Annotated in this window: 17 protein-coding genes, 1 pseudogene and 1 riboswitch; of the genes and pseudogenes, 11 read left to right on the top strand and 7 right to left on the bottom strand. The window is 48.1% G+C overall.

The genetic code is table 11. From position 1 onward, the window contains the following. Positions 1 to 113: 113 nt before the first annotated feature. Both D9738_RS09170 and metG read right to left on the bottom strand, forming a co-directional pair. Positions 114 to 2,492: pseudogene (locus D9738_RS09170) on the bottom strand (WGR domain-containing protein); the annotation flags it as partial. 140 nt (positions 2,493 to 2,632) lie between these two features. After that, the gene (metG, locus tag D9738_RS09165) at positions 2,633 to 4,666 is read right to left on the bottom strand and encodes a methionine--tRNA ligase (RefSeq protein WP_130260040.1); all 2,034 of its coding nucleotides are present in this window, start codon (positions 4,664 to 4,666) and stop codon (positions 2,633 to 2,635) included. Between the two features lie 167 nt (positions 4,667 to 4,833). Between metG and apbC the strand changes: the two genes are divergently transcribed. From apbC to D9738_RS09135, 6 genes are all read left to right on the top strand, one after another. Further along, positions 4,834 to 5,943 carry an iron-sulfur cluster carrier protein ApbC gene (apbC, locus tag D9738_RS09160; RefSeq protein WP_130207002.1) on the top strand — a complete coding sequence of 370 codons (1,110 nt, stop codon included), beginning with the start codon at positions 4,834 to 4,836 and terminating at the stop codon, positions 5,941 to 5,943. A gap of 259 nt (positions 5,944 to 6,202) precedes the next feature. Next, complete coding sequence (locus tag D9738_RS09155; RefSeq protein WP_130260039.1) at positions 6,203 to 6,484, top strand: DUF2574 family protein; 282 nt, start codon at positions 6,203 to 6,205, stop codon at positions 6,482 to 6,484. 291 nt (positions 6,485 to 6,775) lie between these two features. Beyond that, positions 6,776 to 7,318, top strand: coding sequence for a fimbrial protein (locus D9738_RS09150; protein ID WP_130206998.1), 543 nt, complete (start codon positions 6,776 to 6,778; stop codon positions 7,316 to 7,318). 87 nt (positions 7,319 to 7,405) lie between these two features. After that, positions 7,406 to 8,080, top strand: a complete 675-nt coding sequence (locus D9738_RS09145; protein ID WP_130260038.1) for a fimbria/pilus periplasmic chaperone — start codon at positions 7,406 to 7,408, stop codon at positions 8,078 to 8,080. Between the two features lie 15 nt (positions 8,081 to 8,095). Beyond that, positions 8,096 to 10,576: a fimbrial biogenesis outer membrane usher protein gene (locus D9738_RS09140; protein WP_130260037.1), complete on the top strand. Its 2,481-nt coding sequence runs from the start codon at positions 8,096 to 8,098 to the stop codon at positions 10,574 to 10,576. A 15-nt stretch (positions 10,577 to 10,591) separates the two neighbouring features. Then, positions 10,592 to 11,626: a putative fimbrial-like adhesin protein gene (locus D9738_RS09135; protein WP_130260036.1), complete on the top strand. Its 1,035-nt coding sequence runs from the start codon at positions 10,592 to 10,594 to the stop codon at positions 11,624 to 11,626. An 81-nt stretch (positions 11,627 to 11,707) separates the two neighbouring features. Here the strand turns inward: D9738_RS09135 and rcnB are convergent, their stop codons facing one another. Continuing rightward, complete coding sequence (rcnB, locus tag D9738_RS09130) at positions 11,708 to 12,046, bottom strand: Ni(II)/Co(II) efflux transporter accessory subunit RcnB (RefSeq protein ID WP_130206990.1); 339 nt, start codon at positions 12,044 to 12,046, stop codon at positions 11,708 to 11,710. Positions 12,047 to 12,263: 217 nt separating this feature from the next. Continuing rightward, positions 12,264 to 13,073 (bottom strand): nickel/cobalt efflux protein RcnA, encoded by an 810-nt coding sequence (gene rcnA / locus D9738_RS09125; RefSeq protein ID WP_130260035.1) that lies wholly within the window; start codon positions 13,071 to 13,073, stop codon positions 12,264 to 12,266. Between the two features lie 120 nt (positions 13,074 to 13,193). On the opposite strand from rcnA, the gene rcnR reads away from it, so the two are divergent. The 5 genes from rcnR (at position 13,194) to D9738_RS09100 (ending at position 16,956) form a co-directional block, all read left to right on the top strand. Then, positions 13,194 to 13,466 carry a Ni(II)/Co(II)-binding transcriptional repressor RcnR gene (gene rcnR, locus D9738_RS09120; protein WP_000019944.1) on the top strand — a complete coding sequence of 91 codons (273 nt, stop codon included), beginning with the start codon at positions 13,194 to 13,196 and terminating at the stop codon, positions 13,464 to 13,466. 91 nt (positions 13,467 to 13,557) lie between these two features. Next, a riboswitch (TPP riboswitch) is annotated at positions 13,558 to 13,654 on the top strand. A gap of 34 nt (positions 13,655 to 13,688) precedes the next feature. Then, on the top strand, positions 13,689 to 14,477 hold the full coding sequence (gene thiM, locus D9738_RS09115; RefSeq protein WP_130260034.1) for a hydroxyethylthiazole kinase: 789 nt from the start codon (positions 13,689 to 13,691) through the stop codon (positions 14,475 to 14,477). Continuing rightward, a complete protein-coding gene (thiD, locus tag D9738_RS09110) occupies positions 14,474 to 15,274 on the top strand; it encodes a bifunctional hydroxymethylpyrimidine kinase/phosphomethylpyrimidine kinase (RefSeq protein WP_130260033.1) in 801 nt (266 codons plus the stop codon). The genes thiM and thiD overlap by 4 nt, the downstream gene beginning before the upstream one ends. Positions 15,275 to 15,339: 65 nt before the next feature. Next, positions 15,340 to 16,158: a glycoside hydrolase family 25 protein gene (locus tag D9738_RS09105; RefSeq protein WP_130206982.1), complete on the top strand. Its 819-nt coding sequence runs from the start codon at positions 15,340 to 15,342 to the stop codon at positions 16,156 to 16,158. A gap of 51 nt (positions 16,159 to 16,209) precedes the next feature. Further along, the gene (locus D9738_RS09100) at positions 16,210 to 16,956 is read left to right on the top strand and encodes a GntR family transcriptional regulator (RefSeq protein WP_130260032.1); all 747 of its coding nucleotides are present in this window, start codon (positions 16,210 to 16,212) and stop codon (positions 16,954 to 16,956) included. Here D9738_RS09100 and D9738_RS09095 read toward each other — a convergent pair. The 3 genes from D9738_RS09095 to D9738_RS09085 are packed head-to-tail and all read right to left on the bottom strand — an operon-like array spanning position 16,930 to position 20,170. Further along, on the bottom strand, positions 16,930 to 17,895 hold the full coding sequence (locus D9738_RS09095; protein WP_130260031.1) for a carbohydrate kinase family protein: 966 nt from the start codon (positions 17,893 to 17,895) through the stop codon (positions 16,930 to 16,932). The two genes, D9738_RS09100 and D9738_RS09095, sit on opposite strands and share 27 nt — an antisense overlap. Continuing rightward, positions 17,892 to 18,896 carry an ADP-ribosylglycohydrolase family protein gene (locus D9738_RS09090; protein WP_130260030.1) on the bottom strand — a complete coding sequence of 335 codons (1,005 nt, stop codon included), beginning with the start codon at positions 18,894 to 18,896 and terminating at the stop codon, positions 17,892 to 17,894. The genes D9738_RS09095 and D9738_RS09090 overlap by 4 nt, the downstream gene beginning before the upstream one ends. Then, positions 18,893 to 20,170 carry a nucleoside permease gene (locus tag D9738_RS09085; protein WP_130260029.1) on the bottom strand — a complete coding sequence of 426 codons (1,278 nt, stop codon included), beginning with the start codon at positions 20,168 to 20,170 and terminating at the stop codon, positions 18,893 to 18,895. Before D9738_RS09085 ends, D9738_RS09090 begins: the two co-directional genes overlap by 4 nt. Positions 20,171 to 20,173: the final 3 nt, after the last annotated feature.

The following is a 20,173-nucleotide window of genomic DNA, read 5'->3' as shown; positions in this document are numbered from 1 at the left end:
GAAATCGAGCCGATCCTTGAGAAGTGGCATAAGAAAACGGCTCCCTGTTGTGGAAGCCGTTATAGTGCCGCAGTTTAAGGATCGGTCAACCGATCCTTAACTGATCGGCATTGGGGCAGTGGGGCGATTTTTGCAGGATATTCTTCCAGTGGGTCGCTATCAAATAATGTTGCCAGCGCAGCTAAAACATCAGGTTGATTATATCCTTGGGCGATTTCCTCAATCGTTTCTCGCTGGTTTAATTTCACTAGCAGGAGGAGTGCCTGGCGGGCATATTCCCGATTTTGGCACGGTTTGCCCAGCGCCAAAGGTAGTAGCCCGGCGGTGGCATGGCGCGGGTTATTTGCCAGCCAATTAACGGCATCCTTGTAAGCCATTTTTTTCTGTAACCGCTGCGCCATTGGTAAGGCTAGTTCACTGGCCCCAATAAAGAGGGTGAATATCCACAGTCGTTGATGATCTCGTTGCAAGCAGGTCATAAACGCAGGAATGGCCGTACTGCCAAAAATCCCCAGAATCTCTTTCTCACCTGAATATCGCTCCTCAATGATTATTTGGTTGAGAAATGAAATCGCCTGTTGTCCCGGTAAGTAACAAAGCGCAGATAGATTCCAGCTTTTGTTGGCATTGTTGTGATATTTCGCAAACTCAGCTTTTAGTGCTGGAAAATCAAAGCGCAACAAGGCATCAACAGCGCTTTGCGGTATATATTTTTTTTCATGTAAGTCATCTTCGCAATGCAGCCATTCATTAAAACCTAATTGCCAAAGGATTTGTTGTTCTGGAGTAAAAGGAATGAAAGATGTCTCCCAGCTTTCTTTTTCAATTAGTGGCAGGTCGGTAAATAAGGTTTGCTGTGATGCCTGATATTGCGCGATTTCATAGAATCTGGATATGTCAGTATGACTGATTAACTCTGTAATTCCTGGTGTGATATCCGTGACGGCAGGAATGGGAAGTACCGGTAAATTAAATACGGGTATGACATTTTTTTTCTTATTTATTACCCACGGTGGAGCGACAAGCAGCTCCGGCAACATATCCACAGTGGCGTATTCACATTTTTCAGCGACTGGCTGCGGACGACATTCAGATAAGATGCCTGCCGCTTTAGCATTAACCCTGGGAATGACGTCACATACCAACTCTGGCGTGGCGGTAATCAGTTTGACAAGTGCGTTGCGCCACTGTGCATCTTCATGTATAGCCAGCAAAGTTGCATAAGCGGCAATAGCCGCAGCGGGATGCTTTTGACAGGCTTTGCTTAGGTATTCCAGGTGCTTTTTCTTGCCAACTACACCGAGGATCAGAATTTGAATCGCATCCGGGTGATTCGTTTTCCATAACCATTTGACAAGATCTTCAGTCTCGCTGATGCGCTCGAAGAGATAAGTGGGATTATCAGAATGCTCTTCCGTTAACTCAAGAAGTATCCGGCTTACACCGCGCACCCCATTATTTGCCAACAACATTGCCAGATAAGCGCGAAAATCACGAGATAACGGTGGGAAGTCGTATTTTTCTGCTGTAGTCAGAGCGGCGTCATCGGTTACCACCAGTCTTAACCAGGTCATCGCCGGAACGTTTTGGTCTGCATAGCGTAGAGCCATAGCATTGGCAATATCCGGGCGTTCAGGGAGCAGTAACGCCGCAAAAGGTTGCCGTGCTTGGGATAGCGAGGGAATAGCCGCGAGTACTTTATCTACACAGCGTTGCCACTCATCTTCTGAAGCGAGTGAAAGATGATGACATAGACGTTGATGCCAACGCGGTAGCGATTCTGCTTTGTGATTAGGTGGAATGATGGTGGTTACTGCGCCTTTTACTGGTTTATATCTAAGTTGAAGAGCGAGAAGGGCAATTTCAACGGTAGTTTCCAGACCACAGCGAATGACTAAGTCATCGACCAGTTCATCTGTGGAGCTAAAATTCCAGAAACTCCAGAGCAATGCTGCATCAGATTGCGCACTCCCTGTCTGTTGATTACCCTGAACTCGCATTTGTAACTCAGCAAAAGCCTGCTGCCAGTTTTCTGGATAAGCACGGTAATTATTGTCGGGGTCATATGCCCTGGTGTTATTCGCAATGCGCTGCCATATTTGACCATCTTTGTGCAGATAATTGATCTCCCTGGGGCGAGAGCGATGTGGAAAAGCAAATCGATTAATATCGTCAGTGACCGGAATGACTGCATCATCAGCCAGCCATGGGCGTTTATTTTGACTCACAGGGGGACTTTTAACTTCAGGAGTGGCTTTGGTGACTGGAGGGATATATACGTTTGCCGAATCGCCTTCCACATAGCCTTTTTTCGTTTTCTCTGCGATAAGCTTTAGTTCCGCTTTTGCCGCCGACGCAGCATCAGCAAAACTTTTTACCTGGCTTTGCCCGTTGGTGCCGACTTTGCCCCAACTGATATGCAACTCGTTGCCTTGCTGCTCCACCGCCCAGAATTTATGTGATTTTTCGTCCTGATAGATAAAGTGTCTCATTCTGCATCCCTGTAATTTTATCCAGTTGAATGCAGATGCTACCAGTATTTATGCGGGTTAGAGAGAGACAAAATCGCAAGAAAACAACTTTAGGAATTTATAAAGAAAAGGCGCTGTCGATGCAGCGCCTTGAAGGGGGATTATTTCACCTGATGACCCGGTTTAGCACCAGCATCCGGGCTTAACAGGAAGATATCTTTCCCGCCAGGACCGGCAGCCATCACCATGCCTTCAGAGATACCGAAGCGCATTTTACGTGGTGCCAGGTTGGCCACCATAATGGTGTGACGCCCGATCAGTGCCTGCGGATCCGGGTAAGCAGAACGAATGCCGGAGAAGACATTACGTTTTTCGCCGCCGAGATCCAGCGTCAGGCGCAGCAGTTTGTCAGAACCTTCAACAAACTCTGCGTTTTCAATCAGCGCCACGCGCAGGTCAACTTTGGCGAAGTCGTCAAAGGTGATGGTTTCCTGAATCGGATCGTCTGCCAGCGGGCCAGTAACTGGTGCAGCAGTGGCTTTTACTTCCTCTTTGGATGCTTCCACCAGTGCTTCAACCTGTTTCATGTCGATGCGGTTATACAGCGCCTTGAACGGATTCACTTTATGGCCCAGCAGCGGTTGCTGGATACCATCCCAGGTCAGTTCCGTATTCAGGAATGCTTCTGCACGTTCAGTCAGTTTCGGCAGAACCGGCTTCAGATATGTCATCAGCACACGGAACAGGTTAATGCCCATTGAGCAAATCGCCTGCAGGTCAGCATCGCGACCTTCCTGTTTTGCGACTACCCACGGAGCCTGTTCATCGACATAGCGGTTAGCCAGGTCAGCCAGCGCCATGATTTCGCGCACTGCTTTACCAAATTCGCGGCTTTCCCACGCTTCACCAATCACTTCAGCGGCATCAATGAAGGTTTTATACAGCTGCGGGTCAGCCAGTTCGCTTGCCAGCACACCGTCAAAACGCTTGTTGATAAAGCCAGCGTTACGGGATGCCAGGTTAACCACTTTGTTCACGATATCGGCATTCACACGCTGAACAAAATCTTCCAGATTCAGGTCGATATCATCAATGCGCGAAGAGAGTTTTGCCGTGTAGTAGTAACGCAGGCTGTCAGCGTCAAAATGATTCAGCCAGGTGCTGGCTTTAATAAAGGTGCCGCGAGACTTGGACATCTTCGCGCCGTTCACCGTCACATAGCCGTGAACAAACAGGTTGGTCGGCTTACGGAAGTTGCTGCCTTCCAGCATGGCTGGCCAGAACAGGCTGTGGAAGTAAACGATATCTTTACCGATGAAGTGGTACAGCTCGGCGGTGGAGTCTTTCTTCCAGTATTCATCGAAGCTTACGGTATCGCCGCGTTTGTCGCACAGATTCTTGAAGGAACCCATGTAGCCAATCGGCGCGTCCAGCCAGACGTAGAAGTATTTGCCCGGTGCGTTCGGAATTTCAAAACCGAAGTAAGGCGCATCGCGGGAGATATCCCATTGTTGCAGGCCGGATTCAAACCATTCCTGCATTTTGTTTGCCACCTGCTCCTGCAACGCGCCGCTGCGAGTCCATGCCTGCAACATTTCGCTGAAAGAGGGCAGATCAAAGAAGAAGTGTTCGGAATCACGCATTACCGGCGTAGCGCCAGAAACCACCGATTTCGGTTCGATCAATTCAGTCGGGCTATATGTTGCGCCGCAGACTTCACAGTTATCGCCGTACTGATCCGGTGATTTACATTTCGGGCAGGTGCCTTTTACAAAACGGTCCGGCAGGAACATGCCTTTTTCCGGATCGTACAGTTGAGAGATGGTGCGGTTTTTAATAAAACCGTTCTCTTTCAGGCGGCTGTATATAAGCTCCGACAGCTGACGGTTCTCTTCGCTGTGCGTAGAGTGGTAATTGTCGTAGCTGATGTTAAAGCCTGCGAAATCAGTCTGATGCTCCTGACTCATTTCGCCAATCATCTGCTCCGGTGTGATACCAAGTTGCTGGGCTTTCAGCATGATTGGCGTACCGTGGGCATCGTCGGCGCAGATGAAGTTGACCTCGTGGCCGCGCATTCGCTGGTAACGGACCCAGACATCAGCCTGGATGTGCTCCAGCATATGGCCGAGGTGGATTGAGCCGTTGGCGTACGGCAGTGCGCACGTTACCAGAATTTTCTTCGCGACTTGAGTCATAGTAGGCATTACTTCTTTGTAGTGAAAAGGGCTTAGATAGTACCAAATGGGGCATGGTTACGTAAGTCCTGTGCAAGCATCTTATGATGCATTATTAGGTAAGTACTTAGCTGTTAACTTCAGGTAAACTAATAGCGATAAGTTATCTTTATAAATAAGGAGTCGGGATGAACGAACAATCCCAGGCCAAATCACCAGAAGCCCTGCGCGCAATGGTCGCCGGGACACTGGCCAATTTTCAGCACCCAACCCTCAAGCATAACCTCACTACGCTAAAAGCGTTGCACCATGTTGCCTGGATGGACGACACGTTGCATGTGGAACTGGTTATGCCGTTTGTCTGGCATAGTGCGTTTGAAGAGTTAAAAGAGCAATGTAGCGCCGAATTGCTGCGTATCACCGGGGCGAAAGCTATCGACTGGAAATTGTCGCATAACATCGCCACTCTGAAACGCGTGAAGAATCAGCCGGGTATTAATGGCGTGAAGAACATTATTGCAGTCAGTTCCGGTAAGGGCGGCGTGGGTAAATCCTCCACGGCGGTAAACCTGGCGCTGGCACTGGCGGCAGAAGGGGCGAAAGTTGGTATTCTGGATGCCGATATCTACGGCCCATCAATCCCAACCATGCTGGGGGCGGAAAATCAGCGTCCAACCTCGCCGGATGGTACTCACATGGCACCGATTATGTCTCATGGCCTGGCAACCAATTCAATTGGTTATCTGGTCACTGACGACAATGCGATGGTATGGCGGGGTCCAATGGCCAGCAAGGCGCTAATGCAGATGTTGCAAGAAACCTTATGGCCAGACCTCGACTATCTGGTGCTCGACATGCCGCCAGGAACTGGTGACATTCAGCTGACGCTGGCGCAGAACATTCCGGTAACCGGTGCTGTCGTGGTCACCACCCCGCAGGATATCGCGCTGATTGATGCCAAAAAAGGCATCGTGATGTTTGAAAAGGTCGAAGTTCCTGTGCTCGGTATTGTCGAGAACATGAGTGTGCATATTTGCAGTAACTGTGGTCACCACGAGCCGATTTTCGGCACTGGCGGCGCAGAGAAACTGGCAGAGAAATACCACACGCAACTGCTGGGGCAGATGCCGTTACACATCTCCTTACGTGAAGATCTCGATAAAGGCACGCCAACGGTTATCAGCCGTCCGGAGAGCGAATTTACCGCTATCTACCGCCAGCTGGCAGACCGTGTTGCAGCCCAGCTCTACTGGCAGGGCGAAGTCATCCCTGGCGAGATTGCCTTTCGCGCCGTATAACGCGTATTAACCTTTCTGGTTATTCTTCATTCACTGCATCAATGTTAAATTGATGCGGTGAATTTTTTTGCAGCCTTAATAACCCCTTTTTTAATGCTGCGAATATTCAGTGGATCTTAGTCCGAAACTGTACAAAGGCGATTGATTGTGCAAACACTGTCTCTTTATCATCCCTCGTGGCTGTGTAGCGGATGTACAGCTATAGTTTGTTATGCACTCAATCTACCCGGCATAACCTTTACTACAGGGATAACGTTCAATGAATAAGTATTGGTTGTCAGGAGTTTTTTTTCTTGCTTATGGACTAGCATCACCCGCGTTCTCTTCTGATACTGCAACATTAACCATCAATGGCAGGATTAGTTCCCCTACATGCAGTATGGATGTTGTTAATAATCATCTTCAGCAACGTTGTGGGCGGTTGGTACAACGAGTTGAAACCAACTATCGCGCTTCTTCTACTGCAAAAGGCGTTACGACAGAAGTGGTTGCTGTGGGTAATAATGACAAACGCAAAATCGTGTTAAATCGTTACGATTAATTTGGCAACACCGTTTTAAGCATATTTAGAAAGCCAAAATCATTCTCGTGAATGATTTTGGCTTTTTTATTTATTTAATAAATGTTATTTACGGTAATTTGCGGTAATTAATCAGTTTCAAAAATGTTTGTTATAGCGAATTATTTGTTGTAATTATATTGCATTAGTTAATTTGTTTTAAATCAACAAAACAATATGTTTACATTGCGGCAACCTTTTGGGTGTGAGAAATTTGTTTCCAAGAGATACAGACTCTTAACAAAACAAAATAAACCTATTAAGGAATGCATCATGAAAAATTCAATTATTGCTGCCGCTGTCTTATCTTCTGTATTTATGAGTGCTGGTATTTTCGCTGCTGAAGTAGATACCGGAACTTTAACCATTAAAGGTAATATTGCTGAATCTCCATGTACATTTGTCGCTGGTGGTGATTCAGTCAGTATTAATATGCCGACTGTACCAACCACTGTATTTGATGGTAAAGCGAAATATTCAACTTATGATAACGCGGTTGGTGTAACCAGCAGTATGCTGAAAATTTCTTGTCCGAAGACTATTGATGGCGTAAAACTTTCATTGATCACCAACGAGAAAATTCTTGGTAATGATAAGGCGATATCCAGTAGTAATGACACCGTTGGATACTATCTCTATTTGGGTGATAGTAGTGACGTACTGGATATTTCCGCACCGTTTAATATTGAAAGTTATAAAACTGCTGATGGACAATATGCCATACCGTTTAAGGCAAAATATCTGAAGTTGACTGACAGTAGTGTTGCATCTGGTACTGTTAACTCTTCATTGGTTATGCGTGTTGCCCAGGATTAAACATTTAAAATAATCATCTTATTTTTTCAGCAAATTAAAATGGCCGCCATGTTCATGGTGGTCAGAATAAATATAAGAGGCATTAAGATGAAAGGATTATTATCTTTACTCATCTCTTCTATGATATTTCCTGCGCATGCCGGAATGGTTATTTTCGGGACACGTATCATTTACCCGGCAGAGCAGAAAGAAGTCATGGTACAACTGATGAATCAGGGAAACCGCTCTTCGCTGGTGCAGACGTGGATTGATGATGGTGACACGTCTCTGCCGCCAGAAAAGATTCAGGTTCCTTTCATGTTAACGCCACCAGTAGTGAAAGTAGCGGCCAATTCTGGGCAACAAATAAAAATTAAAATCATGCCTAATAAATTACCTGTTAATAAGGAGAGTATTTTCTATCTAAACGTTCTGGATATTCCACCGAATAGCCCAGAAGATGAAGGAAAGAATGCGTTAAAATTTGCCATGCAAAACAGAATCAAGTTGTTTTACCGACCTGCAGGTGTTGCCCCAGTAAATAAAACGACCTTTAAAAAATTGCGGGTGAGTCGTAGCGGTAATAACGTAGTCATAAAAAATGACTCGCCAAATTGGGTAACGATTTCTGACGTTAAAGCTAATAATGTCAAAGTGAATTATGAAACTATCATGATTGCACCACTAGAAAGTCAGAATGTCAGTGTAAAAAATAATAATACGGATGGCTGGCAACTGACCATTATCGATGATCACGGCAACTATATTAGTGACAAAATTTAATTGCAGGAGCTTCCTATGTTGAGAATGACCCCGCTTGCATCAGCAATAGTCGCGTTATTGCTCGGCATTGAAGCACATGCAACAGAAGAAACCTTTGACACCCATTTTATGATGGGAGGAATGAAAGGTGAGCAAGTAACAAATTTGCGTCTTGATGATAATCAGCCTTTACCGGGCCAGTACGACATTGATATTTATGTCAATAAGCAATGGCGTGGAAAATATGAGATTATCGTAAAAGATAACCCAGATGAAACTTGCCTGACGCGTGAAATAGTCAAACGGTTAGGTATAAATAGCGATAATTTTGCACGCGACAAACAATGTTTAACATTTGAGCAACTTGTACAGGGTGGAAGCTACGCCTGGGATATTGGAATTTTTCGTTTGGATCTTGCTGTCCCGCAAGCCTGGGTCGAAGAACTGGAAAATGGTTACGTTCCGCCAGAAAACTGGGAACGGGGAATTAATGCGTTTTATACGTCTTATTATGTAAGTCAGTATTACAGTGACTATAAAGCCTCGGGTAATAGTAAGAGTACCTATGTGCGTTTTAACAGTGGGCTAAATTTGCTGGGATGGCAGCTGCATTCTGATGCCAGTTTTAGCAAAACGGATAATAATCCAGGGGAGTGGAAGAGCAACACACTGTATCTGGAACGTGGATTTTCTCAAATTCTCGGTACGCTGCGTATTGGTGATATGTACACGTCAGCCGATATATTTGATTCCGTTCGCTTCAACGGGGTTCGCTTATTTCGTGATATGCAGATGTTGCCAAACTCGAGGCAAAATTTTACCCCTCGGGTACAGGGGATTGCCCAGAGTAACGCGTTGGTAACTATTGAACAGAACGGTTTTGTCGTTTATCAGAAAGAGGTTCCACCTGGCCCGTTTTCGATTAGTGATTTGCAGTTAGCGGGCGGAGGTGCGGATCTTGATGTGAGTGTTAAGGAAGCCGATGGTTCAGTTACTACATATCTGGTGCATTATGCGGCAGTACCTAATATGCTGCAACCTGGCGTATCAAAATATGATTTTGCGGCGGGCCGTAGTCATATTGAAGGTGCGAGCAAGCAAAGTGATTTTGTCCAGGCAGGTTATCAGTATGGTTTTAATAATTTATTGACGCTGTATGGCGGCACGATGGTTGCTAATAATTACTATGCGTTTACCCTCGGAACAGGTTGGAACACGCGCATTGGCGCAATTTCAGTCGATGCAACTAAATCGCACAGTAAACAAGACAATGGTGATGTGTTTGACGGGCAAAGTTATCAAATTGCCTACAACAAATTTGTGAGCCAAACGTCGACGCGTTTTGGTCTGGCGGCCTGGCGTTATTCGTCGCGTGATTACCGGACGTTTAACGATTATGTGTGGGCAAATAATAAAGATAATTATCGTCGTGATAAAAATGATGTCTATGACATTGCCGATTATTACCAGAATGATTTTGGTCGCAAAAATAGCTTTTCCGCTAATATGAGTCAGTCAATGCCAGAAGGCTGGGGATCTGTGTCATTAAGTACTTTATGGCGTGATTACTGGGGGCGCAGTGGCAGTAGTAAAGATTATCAACTGAGTTATTCCAATAACTGGCGGCGGATAAGCTATACCCTCGCGGCAAGTCAGGCGTATGACGAGAACCACGCCGAAGAGAAACGTTTTAATATTTTTATATCGATTCCCTTTGACTGGGGTGATGACGTTACGACGTCGCGGCGGCAAATATATATGTCTAACTCAACGACCTTTGATGATCAGGGTTTTTCCTCAAATAATACCGGATTATCGGGAACCGTTGGTAATCGCGATCAGTTTAACTATGGGATCAACTTGAGCCATCAACACCAGGGAAATGAAACGACAGCTGGAGCGAATTTAACCTGGAACGCGCCGGTGGCAACAGTGAATGGCAGCTATAGTCAGTCGAGTACTTATCGACAGGCTGGAGCCAGTGTTTCAGGGGGCATTGTCGCCTGGTCGGGTGGCGTTAATCTGGCGAACTGTCTTTCCGAAACGTTTGCTGTGATGAAGGCGCCAGGAATTAAAGATGCTTATGTCAATGGGCAAAAATATCGCACAACAAACCGTAATGGAGTGGTGGTATACGACGGAATGACACCTTATCGGGAAAATCACCTGATGCTGGATGTGTCGCAAAGCGATAGCGAAGCAGAATTGCGCGGTAACCGGAAAATTGCCGCACCTTATCGCGGCGCGGTTGTATTGGTTAATTTTGATACCGATCAGCGCAAGCCCTGGTTTATAAAAGCGTCAAGAGCGGATGGGCAACCATTAACGTTTGGTTATGAAGTCAATGATATCCACGGTCACAATATTGGTGTTGTCGGCCAGGGAAGTCAGATATTTATTCGTACTAATGACGTACCGCCATCGGTTAATGTGGCAATTGATAAGCAACAAGGGCTTTCATGCACAATCACCTTCGGTAAAGAGATTGATGAAAGTAGAAATTATATTTGCCAGTAATAGTCAGGTGGTTCTATGAAAATTCGTATAATGCTATTTATATTAATGATGATGGTTATCCCCGTGAGCTATGCGGCATGTTATGGTGAACTATCCGTGCAGCACAATTTGGTTGTTCAGGGGGATTTTGCACTTACTCAAACACAAACGGCGACATATGAGCATAATTTTAATGATTCGTCATGCGTGAGTACAAATACTATCACTCCCATGAGTCCGTCGGATATTATTGTTGGGCTTTATAACGATACCATTAAATTAAATTTACATTTTGAATGGACCAACAAAAACAACATCACGTTGTCAAATAACCAGACCAGTTTCACCAGTGGTTATTCGGTAACGGTGACACCTGCGACCAGTAATGCAAAAGTGAATGTTTCTGCGGGGGGCGGCGGTTCAGTGATGATTAATGGAGTCGCGACATTATCCAGTGCTTCCTCAACAACGCGTGGGAGTGCCGCAGTACAATTTTTACTGTGTTTATTAGGTGGGAAGTCATGGGATGCATGTGTAAATAGCTACAGAAATGCCTTGGCCCAAAATGCAGGTGTCTATTCCTTTAATCTGACATTGTCATACAACCCGTTAAACACAACCTGCAAACCTGATGATTTATTAATTGCTTTAGAGAGTATACCTGTTTCACAACTACCAGAAGCTGGCAATAAAACATCAATTAACAGTAACAAAGGGAATATTGTTCTGCGTTGTAAAAATTTATTAGGCCAACAGAATCAAACATCACGGAAAATGCAGGTGTATTTATCAAGTTCTGATTTGTTGGGCAGTAGTAACACGATCCTTAAAGGTGCGGAAGATAATGGTGTAGGATTTATTCTTGAAAGTAATGGTTCGCCAGTCACATTTTTAAATATCACTGACAGCAGTAAAGGATACACAAATTTAAAAGAAATTGCGGCGAAGTCAAAAATTACAGATACAACGGTCTCAATTCCGGTAACTGCCAGCTACTATGTTTATGATAAAAATAAAGTAAAATCTGGCGCACTACAGGCAACTGCATTAATCAACGTGAAATACGACTAATAACAAGTAAGACGAGCAAGTGGCTAATAATAAAAAATAATAAGGTGTCTGCATTTCCCCCTCTCTCCGAGGGGGCTTTTTTTAGCGATGATAAAAAATCTCACCGTCGTAGGCTTTAATGATTTTTCCGTCGGTATCATTGATCAGCACATATGCACCGCCCATATAGGTCCAGTGGGTTCCGGCGTCAGGTGCGGGCAGGTTACGCAACTGCCACTGCTTAATGTTGTACTCATCGGTACGGTACATTTCTGGTACGGTGTCACCTGGTTTGAAATGCTTGAAGTCAGCAATGAAACTGCTTAACTCATACTTCGAAATTCCCGAGGCATTGGTCGAACCCGCGGTGGCTGGTGCGGCCCATGCTGCGCTGGTTACCAGCAAAAACGCACCCAGCAACATCTTATTTTTTATGGTCATATACTCTCCACTTTGGGGATCAGTAAAATCAGTCGCATATCTTTCCTGCCATACAATATAACCGACAAGAGATATTTTGTTAGTGATCCCATGATTTCGTAAAAAGTGTAAATGAAAGGATGCAGCAAAAGCATCCTCATTGAGCGAGAAGTGAGCGGAATAAGCTGATTTAAGAATCATCCTGGGCTAAAGGGATAACGAAGCCCAGGTGTTTGTTTTATCTCATAATACCCATAAAACCATGCACTCCCATATACAACCCGACTAAACCAATTAACAGACTGGAAAAATAGGGGGCGCGTTTAGCGAGAGTGTTAAATCCGCTCCAGCGTTTTGCAACTTGTTGAACACTGATTGCCGCCCCAACGCCTACTGTTACCAGCGTTAATGCCAGGCCGATGCTGAAACTGACGACCAGCGTTGCTCCCAGCGTGAGGGCTTTCAACTGAATACAAATCAACAGTACTGTTATCGCTGCGGGGCAGGGGATAAGCCCGCCGGTTAAGCCAAACAGCAAAATTTGCCAGTTGGTGACCTCTCTACCATCAAAGCGTCGTTTAATGTCACTGGCATGGGCCAGCGCATGAGCATCCTGATACTCGTCACTCTGACCATGTTCGTGATGATGATGTTCGTGGTCGTGATGATGCTCATGATCATGCCCGTGCATATCCTCCAGCCAGTTGCGTTCGCCGCGCCAGGTACGCCAGAACATCCAGAAAGCGGTGCCAATAATGATCACCGCGGAAATCAACTGAAGCCACGGCTCCGCTGACTGAGCAGTAAAGCGTTTGCTGATCACCATCCCACCAAAAGCAATCAACCAGACTACTGCCGTATGCGAAATGGTTGCCGCCAGTCCAAGCATCACCGCCTGTTTAATGGTGCCTTTAATGGCGATGATAAACGCCGCCATCATCGTTTTTGAGTGCCCTGGTTCCAGGCCATGAAGCGCACCAAGTAAGATGGCGCTAGGGATGAAGAACCAGGCGTTACCTTGCTGAAGAAGAGTGGTAAATTCGGTCATGATAATAATTCTTAGTATTAATTCGGCAATCTGATTCTACTCCCCCCCAGTACCTGATACTACCCCCCAGTAGATTAATAGTGCTATGATTTTTCATGTTCTTGTTAACCAGGTGTTGCCATGTCTCATACAATCCGTGATAAACAGAAACTGAAAGCGCGTGCCAGTAAGATTCAGGGCCAGGTCGTGGCGCTCAAGAAAATGCTCGACGAACCGCATGAATGCGCTGCAGTTTTACAACAGATTGCTGCTATCCGTGGCGCGGTAAACGGTCTGATGCGGGAAGTGATTAAAGGTCATCTGACGGAACACATCGTTCACCAGGGGGATGAGCTAAAACGTGAAGAAGATCTGGATGTCGTTCTGAAGGTGCTGGATTCTTATATCAAATAATTTATTAACGCGATTGTAAAACTGCGGTTTTTCCTCGTTTACAACACGTGCGCTGGACATTACCATCCTCCTCTGCGATTTATCATCGCAACCAAACGACTCGGGGTGCCCTTCTTTGTGAAGGCTGAGAAATACCCGTATCACCTGATCTGGATAATGCCAGCGTAGGGAAGTCACAGACCATCAGGTCATTGCTTCTTCACGTTATGGCAGGAGCAAACTATGCAAGTCGACCTGCTGAGTTCCGCGCAATCTGCGCACGCGTTACACCTCTTTCACCAACACTCTCCCCTTGTGCACTGCATGACCAATGATGTGGTGCAAACCTTTACTGCCAATACCTTGCTGGCACTCGGTGCATCGCCAGCGATGGTTATCGAAGCCGAAGAGGCCAGTCAGTTTGCGGCCATCGCCAGTGCCTTGTTGATTAACGTTGGCACACTGACGCAGCCACGCGCGCAGGCGATGCGTGCCGCCGTTGAGCAGGCAACACGATCACAAACGCCCTGGACGCTTGATCCGGTTGCGGTTGGTGCGCTCGATTATCGCCGCCATTTTTGTCATGAACTTTTATCTTTTAAACCGGCAGCGATACGCGGTAATGCTTCGGAAATCATGGCATTAGCTGGCATTGCTAATGGCGGACGGGGAGTGGATACCACTGACGCCGCAGCTAACGCGTTGCCCGCCGCACAAACTCTGGCACGGGAAACTGGCGCAGTCGTCGTGGTCACTGGCGAAGTAGATTATGTTACCGATGGTCGTCGCACCGTTGGCATTCACGGCGGCGATCCGTTAATGACCAAAGTGGTAGGAACTGGCTGTGCATTATCGGCAGTCGTCGCCGCCAGTTGTGCATTACCGGGTGATACGCTGGAAAATGTCGCATCTACCTGTCACTGGATGAAACAAGCGGGAGAACGCGCAGTCGCCAGAAGCGAGGGGCCGGGTAGTTTTGTTCCACATTTCCTTGACGCGCTCTGGCAGCTGACGCAGGAGGTGCAGGCATGAAACGGATTAACGCTCTGACGATTGCCGGTACTGATCCGAGTGGTGGTGCGGGGATTCAGGCCGATCTTAAAACCTTCTCGGCACTTGGCGCTTATGGTTGCTCAGTTATTACTGCACTGGTGGCGCAAAATACCCGTGGCGTACAGTCGGTGTATCGCATTGAGCCTGATTTTGTCGCCGCCCAGCTCGATTCGGTGTTCAGCGATGTGCGAATCGACACCACTAAAATTGGTATGTTGGCGGAAACCGATATTGTTGAAGCGGTGGCAGAACGGCTGCAACGTTATCAGATCCAAAACGTGGTACTCGACACCGTTATGCTGGCAAAAAGTGGCGAGCCGCTGCTTTCACCTTCGGCGGTTGCCACGCTGCGCGGTCGATTATTGCCACTGGTTTCATTAATAACGCCAAACTTGCCCGAAGCTGCCGCCTTGCTCGATGCGCCACACGCGCGTAACGAACAGGAAATGCTGGAACAGGGACGTGAATTATTGGCGATGGGCTGCGGTGCAGTGCTGATGAAAGGCGGTCATCTGGATGACGAGCAAAGCCCGGACTGGCTGTTTACCCGCGAAGGTGAACAACGGTTTACCGCACCGCGTATTATGACCAAAAACACCCACGGCACCGGTTGTACGCTCTCTGCGGCGCTGGCTGCACTAAGCCCGCGCCATACAAACTGGGCTGACACCGTACTGGAGGCAAAAAGCTGGCTTTCTGCGGCGTTAGCGCAGGCAGACACGCTGGAAGTTGGCCACGGGATTGGTCCGGTTCACCACTTTCACGCCTGGTGGTGAGCACCGTAGTATAGCTGCTTTGGCATTTTTCAGCTTTTTCGCGCTGAAATTCAGGGATGAAACCAATGCAGCTAAGAATCGCCAGTCGAAAAAAATTCACCGCTTTGATATGCGCTCTGGGGCTAATTTCCATCGTTGCGATTCATCCCCGTCAGACGGTGAATTTTTTCTATTCGACAGCAATTCAGATTAAAGACTACATCCACTTTTATGGTTATCGCCCGGTCAAATCTTTTGCTATTCGCATTCCTGCCAATTACACCATTCATGGTATTGATGTTTCACGCTGGCAGGAGCGGATCGACTGGCAGCGTGTCGCAAAAATGCGCGACAACGGTATCCGCTTACAGTTTGCTTTTATTAAGGCTACGGAAGGTGAAAAGCTGGTTGACCCGTATTTTTCGCGCAACTGGCAAAGAAGCCGTGAAAATGGCCTGCTGCGTGGGGCGTATCACTATTTTTCTCCGTCGGTATCCGCTTCAGTTCAGGCCAGATTATTTCTGCAAACGGTGGATTTTGCCCACGGCGATTTCCCTGCCGTGCTGGACGTAGAAGAGCGAGGAAAATTATCGGCAAAAGAATTGCGCAAGCGGGTAAGTCAGTGGCTAAAAATGGTCGAAAAAAGCACGGGAAAAAAGCCGATTATTTACTCCGGAGCCGTGTTTTATCACACGAACCTGGCGGGCTATTTCAATGAGTATCCGTGGTGGGTAGCGCACTACTACCAACGTCGCCCGGACAATGACGGCATGGCCTGGCGCTTCTGGCAGCATTCCGACCGTGGACAGGTAGATGGCATTAATGGTCCGGTGGATTTTAATGTGTTTAATGGCAAGGCGGAGGAGTTGCAGGCTTTCGTTGATGGCATTAAAGAAACGCCTTAAATAACCAGCAGTGATATACTCCTACCAGACTCCCCGGCAGGAAAAAGACAAATGGAACAAGCGCATACCCAGCTTATCGCTCAACTGAATGAGCGTATTTTAGCGGCGGACAACACGCCGCTTTATATTAAGTTTGCCGAAACGGTAAAAAATGCCGTGCGCAGCGGGGTGCTGGAACATGGCAATATTTTACCCGGCGAGCGTGATTTAAGTCAGTTAACCGGCGTTTCGCGTATTACGGTGCGCAAGGCGATGCAGGCGCTGGAAGAAGAGGGCGTGGTGACGCGTTCGCGTGGCTACGGCACGCAGATCAACAACATCTTTGAATACTCGTTGAAAGAAGCGCGAGGATTTTCTCAACAGGTGGTGTTGCGCGGGAAAAAGCCCGATACGCTATGGGTTCACAAGCGTGTCGTGAAATGTCCTGAAGAAGTCGCACAGCAGCTGGCGGTCGAAGCGGGAAGTGATGTCTTTTTATTGAAGCGTATTCGTTATGTCGATGAAGACGCGGTATCCATTGAGGAATCGTGGGTTCCGGCGCATTTAATTCATGATGTTGATGCCATCGGGATTTCTCTTTATGACTACTTCCGCAGTCAGCATATTTTTCCTAAGCGTACCCGTTCCCGTGTTAGCGCCCGAATGCCGGATGCTGAGTTTCAGTCACATATTCAGTTAGATAGCAAAATACCGGTGCTGGTGATCAAGCAAGTGGCACTTGACCAACAGCAACGGCCTATTGAGTACAGCATCAGCCACTGTCGCAGCGATCTATACGTTTTTGTGTGCGAGGAGTAGTTCCTCGCGCGTTGGCGCACAATCACCGCCGCGATGCCCGACAACCCACGACGCCACTGCATTGCCCAGTAATACGGCATCCGCCAGTGGCAGACCAGAGGCCAGTCCGGCAAGTACGCCACCTGCATGACTGTCGCCTGCACCAATGGTGTCTACAACTTGCGTTGGATATGCCGGAACGCAGCCAGAAGCGTTGTTGCTGAAATACCATGCGCCTTCTTTATCGAGACGGACGATCAACGGCGCGACAAATTTCTCCTGCCATTGCTTGCCAAGCGTTGTTATCTCTGCGGATAAAGCAAAACGTTCGGCGGCAATCTCAGCCTCTTGACGATTGAGTGACACTAAAGGTCGACAGGCCATGATCCGCGCAAGTAATGCATCCGGGATATCGCCAATACGTGGGCCAAAATCGATAAACGGCGTCACGTTTTTCAGCCCTTCCAGCCATTCCACTAACAATTCGCCGCAGGGCGAGGCCAGTTGATAACCGGAAAAATAGAGCAGGCTGCCAGGCGCAACGGTTAATCGCGCCAGCCATTGGCGATTCCACTGATTTTCCACACCACTGAACGACATAAACGTGCGTTCACCATCCGGCTCAACCAGCGCCAGACACCATCCGTTATCGCCTTCGGCGTTATCGATCAGGCTGATTAACCCCTCTTTCGCCATCCGGTTGCGAATAATCTCCGCCCACACCCCCTGACCGAGCGGCAGGGCATTACCCGCTTCGATGCCGAGGCGCTTTAACGCCACGGCAATATTCAGTGCGCAGCCGCCAACGTTAACGCTCTGCTGTTTCAGCTCGATATCGCACCCGCGCCAGGGCAGGGCGTAAGCGTCGGCGATCACATCAATGACCGCCGCGCCAATCACCATAACCGGCTGACGCGTGGTTAATTCAGGCAGCAGCGTGTGTAATCGAGCGCCGCTCATACCGCCTCCCGTTGTTGGCGATACTTCGCCAGCTCTGTGGCATAGCGGTTGAAATCAAGCTGATTTACCGCATCCAGTTCCGCCTTTAATGCAGGATCGATAGCGTTAACGCCATGCAACGCGCCGCAAATTGCCGTCGCCATGGCGCCGATGGTGTCTGTGTCGCCGCCAAGATTGGCGCACAGGACGGCGCAACGGTTCGGATCGGTTTGTGCCAGTTCAACCAGCGCAATGGCGCACGGCACGGACTCAATGGTGCTGGTGCCTGCGCCAACGACCTGGTAAAGCTGTTCGCTGGCGGATTCGGTGCCATCGGCATTGCGCACAATTTTCAGCGCAATCTCCAGACGTGCCGCCAGTGAGGCGCTGAATGTGGTGATGCGTTTTTGTTGAGCATGTCGCGCAATCGAGGGTAGAGAATCAACAATCGCTGACCAGCTTTCGCCGTCAATGGCACGAGAAATCGCCCATGCAATAACCACCGCCCCCGCAATCGCCAGATCGGATTTATGAGTCGGGCTGGACGCCAGCGCCACATCATCAATAAAGGAATCAACATTGCGTGCCGGAAGTAAACACCCCAATGGTGAGACGCGCATCGCCGCACCGTTAGTCACGCCGTTGTTTTCCAGTTCTGCAACGGGTTTACCGTCGCGAATGGCGTTGAGAGCAATCTTCGAGGTTGGGCCAAGCACGTTTTTGTTAAAGGCGTTGAAACGCAGCGCCCAGTTGAGAATATTACGCCCAATCAGATCCGGATCGATCTCGCCTTCACGTTCCAGCAACGCATCCGCCAGACACAGCGCCATCGAGGTATCGTCGGTGAATTCGGCGCGGTTAAAATAACAGGCCGCGTTATTCTCCTTTGGTCCAGGCAGAAAACGGTCAATCCAGCCAAAGTGTGCTTTAACGCGGCTGCGTGGCCAAAGCTCAGAGGGCATCCCCATCGCATCCCCTAACGCCTGCCCGTAAAGAGCACCGAGAATACGTTCTGTTTTCATTTAACTTCCCCTTGTGTCAACGCAATATCGCGATCATCGACCTTGATAGCCGTAATTTCGCTGTCGGATTCGCGGAAAAAAATCATGAACAGCACGGCGATAATGGCAATCATCACCGCGCCAAAAGTCCACATCCCGGCCCAGTTGAAGGTCAGCCCGTTTACCGGTTCCTGATAAGCAAACATCTTCTCCATCATCACGCCGCCAAGACGATAACCGAGCAAACTGCCGAAGCCCTGGCAGCAGAGCGTAATCAGCCCCTGCGCGGCGGTACGCATATGCACGGGCGCTTTTTTATCGACATAGATGTAGGCGGTAACGTAGTAAAAATCGTAGCTTACGCCGTGCAGCAAAATGCCGAGGAACAGTAACGCGTAGGTAAAATATTCATCCGCGCTGCCATAAATAAAGAAGCCATAGCGGATCGCGGCGGTGACCAGACCAAGCAATAATACCTTTTTGATACCAAAGCGTTTGGTGAAAAACGGCAATGCCAGCATAAAGAAGATTTCAGAGAACTGGCCGAGCGTCATCCAGCCAGTGGCGTTTTTCATGCCGACTTCAGTCAGATAACCGTTGGCAAAGATGTAATAGAACGCCAGTGGCATCGCAAACAGGAATGAACAGAAGAAAAAGACGAGGAAATTTTTATCGCGCAGCGGGATCAGCGCATCCAGGCCGAGCATGACTTTAATGTCCATTTTGCCGGTGCTTTTTGGCGGCGTGTCTGGCAGGAATAAGGCAAACGCACCGAGCAATGCGGAGCTTCCTGCGGTAATTAACAGCGGAATATTGGTCGGTGAGATATCGTCATATCCCAGCATCTGAGGCAAGAATCCGCAGACCAGGCCAGAGGCAATCCAGCCGATAGTCCCCAGTACGCGAATGCGCGGAAAATCACGCTCCACATCCGGCACGTTAGCAAACGCGATGCTGTTAGTCAGCGCAATGGTCGGCATATAAGTTAGCGAGTAGGCCAGCAGTAACGGGAAGAACCCGGCAAAGGTGGTCTGTTGCGCGGCGAAATACATCAGCACCGCACCGGCGAACATCAATACCGCCAGCACTTTCTGCGCCGAGAAAAAGCGGTCAGTGATGGAGCCAACCAGAATAGGCGACAGAATCGCCGCAATGGCGGTACATGCATAGGACCAGCCAATTTCTCCGGCACTGAAACCGCTTTTACTTAACCACAGCCACAATGGCACAAACCACGCGCCCCAGATAAACCATTCAACAAACATCATGAACGACAGCTTTGCTGTTGTTTTCATCTT

Origin of the sequence: Escherichia sp. E10V5 (genome assembly GCF_004212315.1) — a bacterium.
Taxonomy (GTDB): domain Bacteria; phylum Pseudomonadota; class Gammaproteobacteria; order Enterobacterales; family Enterobacteriaceae; genus Escherichia.
The sequence above is the reverse complement of the archived record's forward strand: the minus strand, read 5'-3'. Positions and strand labels throughout refer to the sequence as shown.

Coding starts and splice junctions, on each gene's coding strand:
- metG (WP_130260040.1), bottom strand. CDS start 4,666: ATGACTCAAGTCGCGAAGAAAATTCTGGTAACGTGCGCACTGCCGTAC.
- apbC (WP_130207002.1), top strand. CDS start 4,834: ATGAACGAACAATCCCAGGCCAAATCACCAGAAGCCCTGCGCGCAATG.
- D9738_RS09155 (WP_130260039.1), top strand. CDS start 6,203: ATGAATAAGTATTGGTTGTCAGGAGTTTTTTTTCTTGCTTATGGACTA.
- D9738_RS09150 (WP_130206998.1), top strand. CDS start 6,776: ATGAAAAATTCAATTATTGCTGCCGCTGTCTTATCTTCTGTATTTATG.
- D9738_RS09145 (WP_130260038.1), top strand. CDS start 7,406: ATGAAAGGATTATTATCTTTACTCATCTCTTCTATGATATTTCCTGCG.
- D9738_RS09140 (WP_130260037.1), top strand. CDS start 8,096: ATGTTGAGAATGACCCCGCTTGCATCAGCAATAGTCGCGTTATTGCTC.
- D9738_RS09135 (WP_130260036.1), top strand. CDS start 10,592: ATGAAAATTCGTATAATGCTATTTATATTAATGATGATGGTTATCCCC.
- rcnB (WP_130206990.1), bottom strand. CDS start 12,046: ATGACCATAAAAAATAAGATGTTGCTGGGTGCGTTTTTGCTGGTAACC.
- rcnA (WP_130260035.1), bottom strand. CDS start 13,073: ATGACCGAATTTACCACTCTTCTTCAGCAAGGTAACGCCTGGTTCTTC.
- rcnR (WP_000019944.1), top strand. CDS start 13,194: ATGTCTCATACAATCCGTGATAAACAGAAACTGAAAGCGCGTGCCAGT.
- thiM (WP_130260034.1), top strand. CDS start 13,689: ATGCAAGTCGACCTGCTGAGTTCCGCGCAATCTGCGCACGCGTTACAC.
- thiD (WP_130260033.1), top strand. CDS start 14,474: ATGAAACGGATTAACGCTCTGACGATTGCCGGTACTGATCCGAGTGGT.
- D9738_RS09105 (WP_130206982.1), top strand. CDS start 15,340: ATGCAGCTAAGAATCGCCAGTCGAAAAAAATTCACCGCTTTGATATGC.
- D9738_RS09100 (WP_130260032.1), top strand. CDS start 16,210: ATGGAACAAGCGCATACCCAGCTTATCGCTCAACTGAATGAGCGTATT.
- D9738_RS09095 (WP_130260031.1), bottom strand. CDS start 17,895: ATGAGCGGCGCTCGATTACACACGCTGCTGCCTGAATTAACCACGCGT.
- D9738_RS09090 (WP_130260030.1), bottom strand. CDS start 18,896: ATGAAAACAGAACGTATTCTCGGTGCTCTTTACGGGCAGGCGTTAGGG.
- D9738_RS09085 (WP_130260029.1), bottom strand. CDS start 20,170: ATGAAAACAACAGCAAAGCTGTCGTTCATGATGTTTGTTGAATGGTTT.